This is a genomic window from Christiangramia fulva (genome assembly GCF_003024155.1).
GTDB classification, from domain to species: domain Bacteria; phylum Bacteroidota; class Bacteroidia; order Flavobacteriales; family Flavobacteriaceae; genus Christiangramia; species Christiangramia fulva.
Map to the genome: position 1 here is coordinate 2,338,299 of NZ_CP028136.1, position 13,319 is coordinate 2,351,617.

General features: G+C 44.7%; 8 protein-coding genes. All 8 read left to right on the top strand.

Features of this window, described 5'->3' with window-relative positions; all coding sequences use genetic code 11:
• The first annotated feature begins 200 nt into the window (after positions 1 to 200).
• The 8 genes from C7S20_RS10385 (at position 201) to C7S20_RS10425 (ending at position 13,304) form a co-directional block, all read left to right on the top strand.
• Complete coding sequence (locus tag C7S20_RS10385; RefSeq protein ID WP_107012415.1) at positions 201 to 2,114, top strand: rhamnogalacturonan lyase; 1,914 nt, start codon at positions 201 to 203, stop codon at positions 2,112 to 2,114.
• A complete protein-coding gene (locus C7S20_RS10390) occupies positions 2,111 to 4,000 on the top strand; it encodes a rhamnogalacturonan lyase (protein WP_107012416.1) in 1,890 nt (629 codons plus the stop codon). The genes C7S20_RS10385 and C7S20_RS10390 overlap by 4 nt, the downstream gene beginning before the upstream one ends.
• Before the next feature lie 8 nt (positions 4,001 to 4,008).
• Entirely contained in the window at positions 4,009 to 4,599 is a 591-nt protein-coding gene (locus tag C7S20_RS10395; RefSeq protein ID WP_193510765.1) for an acetate uptake transporter, read from the top strand.
• Positions 4,600 to 4,676: 77 nt separating this feature from the next.
• Positions 4,677 to 5,972, top strand: a complete 1,296-nt coding sequence (locus tag C7S20_RS10400; protein WP_227008988.1) for a glycoside hydrolase family 28 protein — start codon at positions 4,677 to 4,679, stop codon at positions 5,970 to 5,972.
• 32 nt (positions 5,973 to 6,004) lie between these two features.
• Positions 6,005 to 8,881 carry an exo-beta-1,4-galactosidase gene (locus C7S20_RS10405; protein WP_227008989.1) on the top strand — a complete coding sequence of 959 codons (2,877 nt, stop codon included), beginning with the start codon at positions 6,005 to 6,007 and terminating at the stop codon, positions 8,879 to 8,881.
• A gap of 436 nt (positions 8,882 to 9,317) precedes the next feature.
• A complete protein-coding gene (locus C7S20_RS10415; RefSeq protein ID WP_227008990.1) occupies positions 9,318 to 11,456 on the top strand; it encodes a hypothetical protein in 2,139 nt (712 codons plus the stop codon).
• 242 nt (positions 11,457 to 11,698) lie between these two features.
• Entirely contained in the window at positions 11,699 to 12,535 is an 837-nt protein-coding gene (gene kduI, locus C7S20_RS10420) for a 5-dehydro-4-deoxy-D-glucuronate isomerase (protein ID WP_107012419.1), read from the top strand.
• Positions 12,536 to 12,542: 7 nt separating this feature from the next.
• Positions 12,543 to 13,304 carry an SDR family NAD(P)-dependent oxidoreductase gene (locus C7S20_RS10425; protein WP_107012420.1) on the top strand — a complete coding sequence of 254 codons (762 nt, stop codon included), beginning with the start codon at positions 12,543 to 12,545 and terminating at the stop codon, positions 13,302 to 13,304.
• Positions 13,305 to 13,319 lie beyond the last annotated feature (15 nt).

Here is a 13,319-nt window from a genome sequence, read left to right on the forward strand (position 1 = left end):
TTGGGGAGCTGTGATTCTCGCCCAATAGAGCTAATAAATTAAAGGAAAAGGGGAGTTCTTTTGGATAATTTGGGCCTGATCTCTGGTGAGATTTTAATTCCTACGCGATCCCTTTGGAAACCAATAAACGATCAGCAGGAAGGTGCAGGATACGGGAACCATAAAAGTGGGCTATTTTTAGAAATATCCATTAAACCGGCATGAAAGATAGAAGTTCCGTAAATATTGGCCTGATCACGATTCTCTTCATTTTTATTACTTTCAGCCTTGGAGCGCAACGTCAAATGGAATTTCTCGACGGGGGTTTTATTGCCTTGCAGACTAATGAAGGTGTTTATCTTGGGTGGAGGATCCTTGGGGATGATTCGCAGGATATTCAATTCGCTCTTTATTCAGAAGAGGAACCGGGAGCAAAAGAACGCATAGTCAGGACCAGCCTGAACAATTTCATAGACAAAACAGGCAATTCCCGGGAACGCACCTATTATTTGGCGCAAATTCAACAGGGCAAAGAAAAGATAGTGGACACTCTTTCATTTGTCCCTCCAGAGGCAGGAGAGCCTCTGAAAGATTATATTTCGATACCCTTGCAAATTCCAGAAGGTGGGACAATTGACGGCAAAGCCTTTACCTATTCGGCAAACGATGCCAGTGTGGGAGATCTCAATGGAGATGGACAATATGAGATCATTTTGAAATGGCAGCCAGACAATGCTAAAAATCCTCCGCAAACCGGCTTCACAGGCAATCAGATCCTGGATGCCTATACTCTGGAAGGAAAGATGCTATGGCGAATAGATCTTGGGAAGAATATTAGGTCGGGTGCAGCCTATACGACCTTCCTGGTCTATGATTTCGACGGGGACGCCAGGTCTGAAATTGTTTGTAAAACAGCAGACGGCACCGTAGATGGTACCGGGAAAATTATTGGTGATCCCTCCAAAGACTGGCGAAATTATGATCAAAAAAGTCCGATGTATGGCAAAATTGCAAAGGGCCCCGAATACATAACGGTTTTTGACGGGTTGACCGGAAGAGCTATAGATACTGAAAAATATATTCCTAACCGTTTTCCTCTTAATGGCTGGGGTGGGATAGGCGGGAATGGCAGGAATGATAATACCGCCAGCCGCTCAGACCGTTTTTCCGCGGGGGTGGCCTATCTCGATGGGAAAAAACCCAGTGCAGTCATGGTAAGGGGGTGGTATGGGCGTACCGTGGTAGCTACGTGGGATTTCAACGGAAAGCACCTGCAGTCCAGATGGACCTTTGACTCTGAAAATGGAAAAAATCCCTATTCAGGAATGGCAAATCACGATTTGGCGGTAGCTGACGTAGACCACGATGGCAGGGATGAAATTTGTGTGGGAGCCATGACCCTCGACGATGATGGTTCCGGATTGTATGCCACGGGCCTTAGGCATGGAGATGCTATGCATTTAACCGATCTTGATCCTGACCGTCCCGGTCTGGAAGTTTTCGGAATCCATGAAAACGAAGGAAAGACAAAAGCTTTGGGAACTCCCGGAGTGGCAATTTTCGATGCTGAAACCGGAACAGTTCTCTGGTCTAAAGGCCCTGGAGTGGATGTAGGGCGTGGCTCTGCTGCAGACATAGACCCAAGGTATGTTGGATATGAAAACTGGGGAGGACCAGGAGGCCTAAGGGATGCCAAAGGAAACACTATTAGCCGGCAAGCCCCCTGCTCCAACAACTTTTTGATCTGGTGGGATGATGATCTTACTCGTGAACTTTTAGATAAGAACCGTATTGAAAAATGGGATTGGAAAAATAACAGATGTGTTCCACTGCTTATAGCTGAAGGCGTGAGTTCGAACAACGGCACCAAGGCCACCCCATGTCTGAGCGCCGATATTCTCGGGGATTGGAGGGAAGAGGTCATCTGGCGTAGTGCCGACAATAAAAGCCTGCGCATTTATACCCCCACCACGCTCTCTCACCACCCGTTCTATACTCTTATGCATGATCCTCAATACCGCTTGAGTGTGGGCTGGCAAAATACCGCTTATAATATGCCTCCGCAGGTAGGATTCTATCTGGGGGCTGAAACCAAAGAATTTCCGAAACCGAAAATCGAAATAATACACAAATGAAGAAAATTATCATTGCCTTCCTTATGCTTTTTCTGAACCAGAATTATCTCATGGCCCAGCGTCAAATGGAGGACCTGGACAGGGGCCTGATTGCCATAAAAAAAGAAAACGGAGACGTCTTTGTTAGCTGGCGATTTTTCGCAACCGATCCTGACGGACTGACATTCAATATTTACCGAAAGCCATCCGACGGAACAGCTATTAAGCTGAATAAAAAGCCTCTTGACGGGGCCACGAATTTCACCGATTCTACGGCGGAAGCCTCTGTTGAAAACACCTGGTATGTGACCAGTATTTCAGGCGGTAAGGAGATCAGGGAAAAAGGTGATTTTTCTATTCCTGCTAATTCCGAAGCAAAAGAATATATAAGCCTTCCTCTCAAAACCATTGAAGGTTACCGGCCCAATGATGTTTCTGTTGGTGATCTGAACGGGGACGGGCAGTACGAGATTGTAGTGCATCAAACCGGCAGAGGGCATGACAATTCTCAAACAGGGCTAACCGATACTCCAATTCTTCAGGCTTATAAACTAGACGGAACTCTGCTCTGGCAGATCAATCTTGGAAAAAATATAAGGGAAGGAGCTCATTACACTCAGTTTATGGTTTATGATCTCAATGGAGATGGAATTGCCGAGGTAGCCTGTAAAACTGCTGATGGAACCGTAGATGGGATTGGTCATATCATAGGCGATAAAGATAAGGACTGGAGAGACCTGGATCAAAATTCCCGGACCTACGGTAAGGTCCTTAAAGGGCCTGAGTATTTCACGGTTTTTAGCGGAAAGACAGGAGCAGCCCTGGCCACTACAGACTATTTGCCGCCCCGCGGAGATATTGGTGCCTGGGGAGGAAGAGGCGGTAACGGAGGAAATGATAATACCGGCAACCGCGTTGACCGCTTTACGGCTTGTGTCGCCTATCTTGACGGGAAGCATCCCAGCGTGGTAATGGGGCGCGGTTACTACGGAAGAACAGTCTTGGCTGCCTGGGACTTTCGAAATGGAGAGCTTTCCTCCAGGTGGGTTTTTGACAGTAAGAATGGAGAAAATCCCTATTCGGGAATGGGAAATCACAACCTTTCTGTAGCCGATGTTGATAGCGACGGAAAGGACGAGATCATCTTTGGTTCCATGGTCGTTGATGATGATGGCTCTGGCTTGTACACCACCGGCTTCAGGCATGGAGACGCCCTGCATGTGAGCGATCTGGATCCGGAAAGGCCCGGTCTGGAAGTATTTGGGATCCATGAAATAGAAAACGGCACCAAGGGCCCTGGGGTAGCTCTTTATGCTGCGGAAGATGGGAAAGTACTGTTCACCGCCTCCCATAACAGAGACGTGGGTCGCGGGGTGGCCGGCAATATAGATCCTGATCACAAGGGAGCTGAAATGTGGTGGTCGGGTTCACCGAATTTATATGATATTAAAGGAAACGTGATAGGACAAGCTCCCCGGGCAACGAATTTCCTTATCTGGTGGGATGGCGATGCTACCAGGGAACTGCTGAACAGAAATTACATCGAAAAATATGGGAAAGGGCGCATTTTTACCGCTGAGGGAGCTTCTTCGAACAATGGCTCAAAAGCTACTCCTGCGTTGTCTGCCGATATACTTGGTGATTGGCGGGAAGAATTGATCCTGCGAAGTGACGATAATAAAGAATTACGAATCTATTCTACGACCATTCCTACCAATCTAAGACAATATACCTTTATGCAGGATCCCCAGTATCGCCTGAGTGTTGCCTGGCAAAATGTGGGATATAATCAACCTCCGCATACCAGCTTTTATTTTGGAACAGACATGCAATCTGTTCCAAAACCAGATATAGAGATCATTAAACAGCAGCAAAGCAACTCCCAAAATTCATCAAAAACTCAATAATTATGAATATGGAAAATTCAAATCTATTAAGCCTAAAAGATCATACTGCTAATCCTGCACCCTTGGGTTTGCTGGCTTTCGGAATGACAACAGTTTTGTTGAACCTACACAATTCCGGTTTTTTTGAAATGAACGCCATGATCTTTGGAATGGGAATCTTCTACGGAGGACTGGCCCAGGTGATTGCCGGAATACTGGAGGCTAAAAAAGGAAATACTTTCGGCCTGACGGCCTTTACCTCCTATGGCTTCTTTTGGCTAAGCCTGGTAGGGCTTTTGGTGATGCCGAAGTTGGGGTGGGGAAGTGCCGCTTCCGAAAGTGCCATGGTTGCTTATTTGATTATGTGGGGAATCTTCACCTTTTTGCTGTTTTTTGGAACACTTAGAATGAGCAGAGCGTTACAGTTCGTGTTCGCAACTCTGGCTTTGTTGTTCTTTCTGTTGGCTCTGGGGGACGCCACAGGTAACTCTGTGATCAAGACCTTCACTGGTTTTGAAGGTATAATTTGCGGGGGTTCGGCGATCTATGCCGGAGCAGGAACCTTGTTGAACGAAGTGTACGGGAAAGATATCTTTCCCTTAGGAATAATAAAAAAATGATCATTACAAGAAATCTGATCCTACTGCTATTCTGTTCTTTTTCCTTTTTCTCTTCGGAAAAAAGGCTGGGATCTCGGATGAAGCTCAGAAAAATAGAAGTGGAAGCACCTTTCGAAATGCCGGATATCACAGTGCCGGATTTCAGTGATTGCACCGAACTTGCAATTACCGATTTTGGAGCTGTAGAGGGGCAGAAAGAGAAGACTTCTCAGGCTATCGCGGCAGCTATACAAAAGGCGAATCGTATGGGTGGCGCTACGGTGACTATTCCTGAAGGGCATTGGAACACCGGAAAGATACACCTTTTGAGCAATGTCAATCTCCATCTCGAAAAAGGAGCGGTGCTGGAATTCTCAGAAAATCCCGATGATTATTTGCCATCCGTTCAAACTACGTGGGAAGGAATGGAATGTTATAACTATTCCCCACTCATCTATGCTTTCGGCTGTAAGAATGTGGCTGTTACCGGCGAAGGAACATTGATAGCCAACATGGAAGTATGGAAGAAATGGTTTGCCCGCCCTAAAGCACACATGGAAAATTTGAAAAGACTTTACAACCTCTCTTCCTATTCAAAACCTGTAAAGGAAAGACAGATGGTGAACGATTCAGCCCATTTCAGGCCACAGTTCATTCAGTTCAACCGGTGTGAGAACGTCCTGCTGCAAGACATCTCCATCCAACAAAGTCCTTTCTGGACCATTCATCCTTTTATGTCTAAAAATATACTGATCAGCAATATAAGGGTGAAAGCACATGGGCATAACAATGATGGCATTGATCCTGAAATGAGTCAGAATGTATTGATCGAGAACTGTGTTCTGGATCAGGGGGATGATGCAATTTCTATCAAATCTGGTAGAAATCAGGATGCATGGCGATTAAATACGCCTTCTAAGAACATTGTTATTCGAAATTGCACTGTTAAAAACGGGCATCAGCTCGTGGCTTTGGGAAGTGAATTATCCGGAGGTATTGAAAATGTCCTCATAGAGAACTGCAGAGTGGTAGAGGGGGCCAAACTCAATCACCTTCTGTATATAAAGACCAATGAACGCAGGGGAGGCTTTGTCAGGAATATTTATGTAAACAATGTGGAGGCGGGGCGAATAGAAAGAGGAATACTTGGTGTAGAAACAGATGTACTCTATCAGTGGCGCAATTTAGTTCCTACCATTGAGAAAAAACTTACTCCCATCAATAATTTGTGTTTAAGGAATATTCATGCCGGCAATGTCAAATTCCTCTCAAGCATTAAAGGGGCCGAAGAACTTCCTGTAGAAAATGTTATTCTTAAAAACGTCACTGCCGATACCATTAGGGGAGAAAGGTACATCCGCGAAAATGTGGAGAATTTCAACGTCGAAGATTAGCCCGTAGAGCGTAAAGTACAATGATGAAAGAAATGAGAATAGTAGTTCTGATATTGTTGAGTTCCATTGGGTTTTCCTTACAGGCCCAGGTCAGAGATACGATCGATCTGGAAGGGCAATGGAAATTCCAAAAGGATGAGAAAGATCTGGGCGTTAATGAGAAATGGTATAACAAAACGTTGGATGGTGAAATTGAGCTTCCCGGTTCCATGAGAGTTCGGGGCAAAGGTGATCCTGTGACTTTAGAAACACAATGGACGGGAAGTATTTATGACAGTTCTTTTTACTTCAATCCCCGGTACAAAAAGTACAGACAGCCGGGCGATGTGAAATTTCCATTCTGGCTGACGCCGGAAAAGCAATACAAAGGAGCCGCATGGTATCAGAAAGAGGTGGTGATCCCGAAGACGTGGAAAAATAAACATATTAAGTTGTTCCTGGAAAGAGCGCATACCGAAACCATCCTCTGGATAGATTCAGTTAAAGTAGGTATGAGAAACAGCCTTGTTGCGCCACATCAATATGAGCTTGATTCTTTACTTTCTCCGGGAAAGCACCGCATCAGCCTCCGTATAGACAATCGGATTAAAAATATCAATGTAGGCCCCGATTCTCATAGTATTACCGATCACACCCAGGGTAACTGGAATGGAATGATTGGAAAACTGAAGCTTACTGCAACTGCCCCCGTTTATATTTCAGGAGTGCAGGCTTATCCCGATCTAAATGCTAAAGAGGTGAATCTAAAGATAGCGCTGGCCTCTATGGAAGGCATTGGAGATGAAGGCAGGCTTGAAATTTGGGGAAGTAGTTTTAATTCAGAAAGAAAAGACAGTATCAAAAGGCAGAGCTATAGTTATGCTTACGAAGGCAAGGCTGATACACTGCATCTCAGTATCCCAATGGGAGATGATTTTTTAACCTGGGATGAATTTGACCCCGCTTTGTACCTATTAAAGTTAAAACTCCATTCGGCCACTTCTGAAGAAGATCAATACCAGGTTCAATTCGCCATGCGGGAATTTAAAACCGATGGGAAAAATTTTACGATTAACGGTCGACCGGTTTTTCTGAGAGGAACCGTAGATAATGCGGTATTTCCACTCACAGGTTATCCTGATATGGATCTTGATTCCTGGCTTCGGATTTTCAGGATCATAAAGGCTCATGGATTAAACCATGTGCGCTATCATTCCTGGTGCCCTCCAGAAGCAGCCTTTAAGGCTGCAGATTTGGAAGGCCTGTATCTTCAGCCTGAAGGTCCTAGCTGGGCAAACCACGGCACCGCTTTGGGAGTGGGCAGACCTGTAGATAAATACATTTACCAGGAGGCAAACAGAATGGCCCGGCAGTATGGGAATTACGCCTCCTTTTGTATGATGGCTTACGGAAATGAACCGCGCGGAAGGCAGGTGGAGTATCTCTCCAGCTTCAATGCCTACTGGAAGAAAAAGGATCCGCGAAGGATCTATACCGGTGCTTCTGTGGGGGGGAGCTGGCCCGTAATTCCAAATAATGAATATATGGTTAGAGGTGGTGCCCGAGATCTCAGGTGGAAAAATTCTGCTCCCCAGACTAAAGCCAACTTCGAAAGGGCAATAGCGAATTTTGATGTGCCCTTTGTCTCTCATGAGATGGGACAGTATTGCGTGTTTCCTAACTTTAAAGAAATAACGAAATATAAAGGGGCTTATAAAGCTAAGAACTTTGAACTGTTTCGCGAAGATCTGAAAGATCATCATATGGCTTCACAGGCACACGATTTTTTTATGGCTTCCGGAAAACTGCAGGCGCTCTGTTATAAATATACCATTGAAAAGGCGCTACGCACCCCCGATTATTCGGGTTTCCAATTACTTTCTCTGAACGACTATCCTGGGCAGGGAACTGCTTTGGTAGGAGTTCTGGATGCTTTTTGGGATCCAAAGCCCTACATAAATAAAGAAGACTTCAGGGAATTTTGTAACAGCACAGTTCCCCTGGCTGAAATTCCACACTTCGTCTTTACCACTACTGAAGAATTTACAGCCGTATTAGAAGTTTCGCACTATGGAAAACAAGCTCTTCAAAAGGACCTTTTTTGGGAAATAAAAGCAGAAGATGGGCAACTGATTAAAAAAGGGAGTTTTCCTCATTCCAGCCTTAGCTTTGGCTTGAATAAGATCGGCAGTATAGAAGCTGATTTGGATTCTGTTGTGACTCCGGGCAAATTCACTCTTTCGGTGAATGTTCAAGGGACTTCTTTCCATAATCATTGGAATTTCTGGGTTTTTCCAGCAAAAACGCCTGAGATTAGACCCGATTTTTACACCTGCACTTCCCTTAATGAAAAAGCAAAAGAAGTGCTGCGTGCAGGGGGAAAAGTGTTCCTCAATGCAGCGGGAAAGGTGGTGAAGGGAGAGGAAGTAAAACAGACATTTCTCCCGGTGTTCTGGAATACTTCATGGTTCCAGATGCGGCCTCCTCATACGCTCGGCATTCTGGTGAATCCGAGGCATCCAATATTCACCGAATTTCCCACCTCTTATCACAGTGATCTCCAATGGTGGAGCATCGTAAATAATACGCAGGTGATGAATCTCGAAGATTTTCCTGAGAGCTTCAAACCCTTGATCCAGCCGATCGATACCTGGTTTATGAACAGACGGCTAGCCATGATATTTGAAGCTAAGGTTGGCAAAGGAAAGCTTTTGGTGTGCAGTGTTGATCTGCAGGATCCCGGTAAAGACGCGGCTGCACATCAGCTTTTTTACAGCCTCCGGAAGTATATGGAGTCAAAGGATTTTGACCCGAAGCAGGAAGTGGAACTAAGTGTAATCGAAGATATTTTCGAAAGTCCTTCGAAACAACAGTTCAATAATTATTCGAAAGAAGGTCCGGATGAGTTAAAACCAGACCAGAAAAAATAGAATTATAGAAATCTGAAGAAGGACGGGATGACTTAGAAAATTTGGTTATTTTTTTAGTTTACTTATCGCAAAGGCTTTTCGGCTTAAAAGAACAATATGGCACCAAAGCTAAATTCTGAAGAAAAGCCAAAAAATAATAAGGCTATATTAACGTAAAGATACAGATGGCGAGAAATTTCATGGTGATACCGAAATTAGTGCAGATGCTGGAGATGTTTATTTGATCAACAAATATAAAGATAGGGATTCTCATTTAAGTTCGCCTTCGAACCTATCAATATACCTTCCGCACCTGGTCATCCAAACCGCTACGGGAGGGCAGAACGTCCCCAGCTATTATTTCAGAAAGGAAAGCCTACCTACCTTTTTACAGCATCGCAGGGAGGACGTTATGAAACCGCTTCGGACTTTATTTTTTAAATTAACCTGATAGATTATGATTTTATTCTACCTAAAAAGATTCGCCTTTTTTCAAATCCTTTTAGCCTGCCACCTACTTTTAGCGCAGAAAAAAATCGAACGAAAAACTCTGGTTACGCGGCATAATATAGAGATTAATGAAGTAGACACCCTTGCTTCCCTTTCGGTGGGGAATGGCAGCTTTGCCTATACGGTGGATGCGACGGGAATGCAAAGTTTTCCTGAATACTACCAGCACGGAGTGCCTTTGGGAACAGAATCGGGATGGGGCTGGGACAGTTATCCCAATACCGAGAATTTCAGGTTCGAGGAGACCCTTGAGAATTATCATCAATATGGTCGGGAGATATCTTATTCTGCACAGGGAAAGAAATCGCACCGGAAAGAGGCGGCGGTCAATTATTTCCGTTCTAATCCGCACCGCTTGCAGTTGGGAAACCTTGGATTGATACTATATAAAAAAAATGGAGAAAGGGCAACGCCGGCCGATCTGGAAAATATTGATCAGAAACTCAATTTATGGACAGGAGAGATAGAAAGCAGATTCTCTGTTGAAGGTATTCCCGTTACGGTGTGGACGGTATGCCATCAGGCGGCAGATGCCGTGGGTATTAGAATAAAATCTAATCTGATTTCCAGGGGCCGGTTAAAGATTCGGCTAAGGATCCCATATCCGACAGGTGAATGGACCGATCTTGGAACCAAATGGAGCGGCGAATCTAACTATACCAGCAAGATTATTTCAAAAAATGAGCAGCAGGTAGCGATCGCCAGAAAGCTGGATTCCCTCACTTACAATATTGGCCTTACCTGGTCTGGAAAGGCGAAATTTGATAAAAAAGAGGAGAATTATTTTATTCTGAAACCAACAGGGGAGGAGGATTTTTCCTTTACATGCCGGTTCTCTGATAAGGTTTTTAAAAAAATTCCCTCTTTTGCGGAGGTAAAAGAAAGTAGTACTCATGGATGGAAGAATTTCTGGAGAAGTGGCGGGGCAGTAGATTTTTCGGGAAGTACTGATCCTCGGGCCAATGAGCTGGAACGTCGTGTCGTCCTTTCACAATACCTCACCCGGTTACAATGTGCTGGCACCATGCCACCCCAGGAAACCGGTCTTACCTATAACAGCTGGTATGGGAAACCTCACCTGGAGATGCACTGGTGGCATGGCATTCATTATGCTCTTTGGGGTAGACCGGAATTGCTGGAAAAAAGCTTACCCTGGTATAAAAAAGTATTAGCGAAGGCGAAAGCTATAGCTGAAAGGCAGGGATTCAAAGGAGCGCGATGGCAAAAAATGACCGATCCATCTGGTGATGAAGGTCCTTCCTCTGTAGGTTCTTTTCTTATATGGCAAGAACCTCATTTTATAACCTATGCAGAATTGATGTATCGTGCAAACCCTTCTGAAGAGACCCTCCTCCGGTACAAAGACGGGGTCTTTGCCACTGCCGATTTCATGGCTTCCTTCGCTCATTATGATCCGCAGCAGGATCGCTACGAACTGGGGCCGGGTTTGATTCCTGCCCAGGAAAGATATAAACCAATGCAGACTTTCAATCCTACCTATGAGCTTGCGTACTGGTATTGGGGCTTAAAAACGGCGTTAGAATGGAAGGAACGTTTAGGTGAAAAACCAGATCCTGCCTGGCAAAGGGTTTTAGAGAAACTTTCGGCGCTGCCGGTTCAAAACGGGGTCTATCTGGCAACAGAAAGCGCTACTGATTCTTATACCAATCCCGAATATAAAACCGATCATCCTTCGGTACTTGGAACCTATGGTATGTTACCGGAAACTGCCATATTAGATAAAACGATCATGAAAAATACCTTAAATCTTGTCTGGAATAAATGGAGCTGGAAAGATACATGGGGGTGGGATTTTCCCATGACTGCTATGGCTGCAGCCAGGCTAGGGATGCCTCAAAAAGCTGTAGACGCTTTATTCATGAACGTGCAAACTAATACCTATCTCAAGAATGGACACAATTATCAGGAAGAAAGGCTGCCAGTTTATCTTCCCGGCAATGGCGGATTATTAACTGCTGTTGCAATGATGTGTGCGGGCTGGGACGGGAGCATTGGAAAAACCCCCGGATTTCCTAAAGACGGTTCCTGGAGGATTCGTTGGGAGGGTTTGAAAAGAATGCCATAAGGATTTTCTCTTTTTGTATTAACGGCAATGACGGCGGCAGTATACTACAGGATGGGTTATCCCAGATGAATACTTATTTTGGCAATTCCAGTATAGTATTTGAAATTTTTAACATCTTCCATTGACATCAGGAGAAATTTTACGGTATTTACTAGGAGTATTCTTCTTAAAATCTTGAATACTAAAAAAAAATCAATATATTCGTGTAATCGATTGCATAAATCTTTAAAACAACCACAATTATGACTCACTCTGAATTCCGCTTCGCACATCATCCCGAAGATGTGAAAAAATATAACACTCAGGAGCTAAGGGACCATTTTCTTATTCCTGAAATTTTCAAGAAAAATGAGATCAGTCTTACCTATTCCATGTATGACCGCTTTATTGCCGGGGGTGCTTTCCCTGTTGATAAGGCTCTGAAACTGGAGGCCTTCGACGATCTGAAATCAGAAAATTTCCTCGATCGCCGGGAGCTTGGGATCATCAATGTGGGAGGTGCCGGAAAGGTAAGCGTTGATGGCGAAGTTTATGAAATTGGACATAAAGAAGCTCTGTATGTAGGACGCGGAAATAAAGAAGTGATCTTTGAAAAATCAGGGTCTGAGCAGCCGTATTTTTATCTGAATTCTGCTCCTGCACATCACCCCTATCCAACTAAAAAAGTTGGAAAGGAAGATGCTGAGGTGATAGAACTTGGGGATGCAAAGTATGCTAATAAGAGAATATTGAACAAGCTTATCGTGAACAGTATCCTTGAAACCTGCCAGCTGCAGATGGGGATGACCGAACTTGTGGAAGGAAATGTATGGAACACCATGCCTCCTCATACCCACACCCGCCGAATGGAAGTTTATTTCTACTTCGATCTTGAAGAAGGACAAACCATCAGTCACTTTATGGGGCAGCCGGATGAGACACGGCATATTTTTATGAAAAATCACCAGGCGGTGATCTCTCCGGAATGGTCGATCCATGCCGGAGCAGGAACTTCCAATTATACCTTTATCTGGGGTATGGCCGGGGAAAACCTCGACTATGGCGATATGGATAAAGTAACTCCGGACGAACTGAAATAAGCAGCTTATGAATTTATTTAGTTTAGAAGGAAAAACAGCGCTGGTGACAGGCTGTAAAAGAGGGATAGGATTTGCCATGGCTGAAGCTTTGGCAGAAGCCGGTGCCGATATTCTTGGTGTTTCGGCGTCCCTGGAACCGGAAGGTTCAGAAATAGAAAAGGCGGTAAAAGCAAAAGGTAGGAGCTTCAAAGGCTACCAATGTGATTTTTCCGATAGAAAAGCGCTGTATAGCTTTATAGAAAAACTAAAATCTGAAAATCCGAAGATCGACATCCTGGTGAATAATGCCGGGACCATCATGAGAAAACCTGCTGCCGAACATCCCGATGAATATTGGGATAAGGTGATCGAAGTAAATCAGAATGCGCAATTTATCCTTACCCGGGAGATCGGGAAAGAAATGGTTTCCCGTGGAAGCGGTAAGATCATTTTTACGGCTTCCCTGCTCACCTTTCAGGGGGGGATTACCGTTCCCGGTTACGCGGCTTCAAAAGGAGCTATTGGCCAGTTGACCAAGGCTTTTGCCAATGAATGGGCGGCTAACGGAGTGCAGATCAATGCGATCGCTCCCGGCTATATTGCTACTGATAATACCCAGGCATTGCGGGATAATGAAGAAAGAAGTGAAGCTATCCTTGCCAGAATTCCGGCCGGAAGGTGGGGAGAACCTGAAGATTTCAAGGGTCCTGTCATTTTTCTGGCATCAAAAGCCAGTGACTATATGAATGGTTCCATTCTTACGGTTGACGGGGGCTGGATGGGCCGATAAAATTGAATTGAAGAA

Excerpts from the sequence above, each read along its gene's own strand:
- kduI (WP_107012419.1), top strand. The coding sequence starts at position 11,699 with ATGACTCACTCTGAATTCCGCTTCGCACATCATCCCGAAGATGTGAAA.
- C7S20_RS10400 (WP_227008988.1), top strand. The coding sequence starts at position 4,677 with ATGAAGCTCAGAAAAATAGAAGTGGAAGCACCTTTCGAAATGCCGGAT.
- C7S20_RS10385 (WP_107012415.1), top strand. The coding sequence starts at position 201 with ATGAAAGATAGAAGTTCCGTAAATATTGGCCTGATCACGATTCTCTTC.
- C7S20_RS10425 (WP_107012420.1), top strand. The coding sequence starts at position 12,543 with ATGAATTTATTTAGTTTAGAAGGAAAAACAGCGCTGGTGACAGGCTGT.
- C7S20_RS10390 (WP_107012416.1), top strand. The coding sequence starts at position 2,111 with ATGAAGAAAATTATCATTGCCTTCCTTATGCTTTTTCTGAACCAGAAT.
- C7S20_RS10405 (WP_227008989.1), top strand. The coding sequence starts at position 6,005 with ATGAGAATAGTAGTTCTGATATTGTTGAGTTCCATTGGGTTTTCCTTA.
- C7S20_RS10415 (WP_227008990.1), top strand. The coding sequence starts at position 9,318 with ATGATTTTATTCTACCTAAAAAGATTCGCCTTTTTTCAAATCCTTTTA.
- C7S20_RS10395 (WP_193510765.1), top strand. The coding sequence starts at position 4,009 with ATGGAAAATTCAAATCTATTAAGCCTAAAAGATCATACTGCTAATCCT.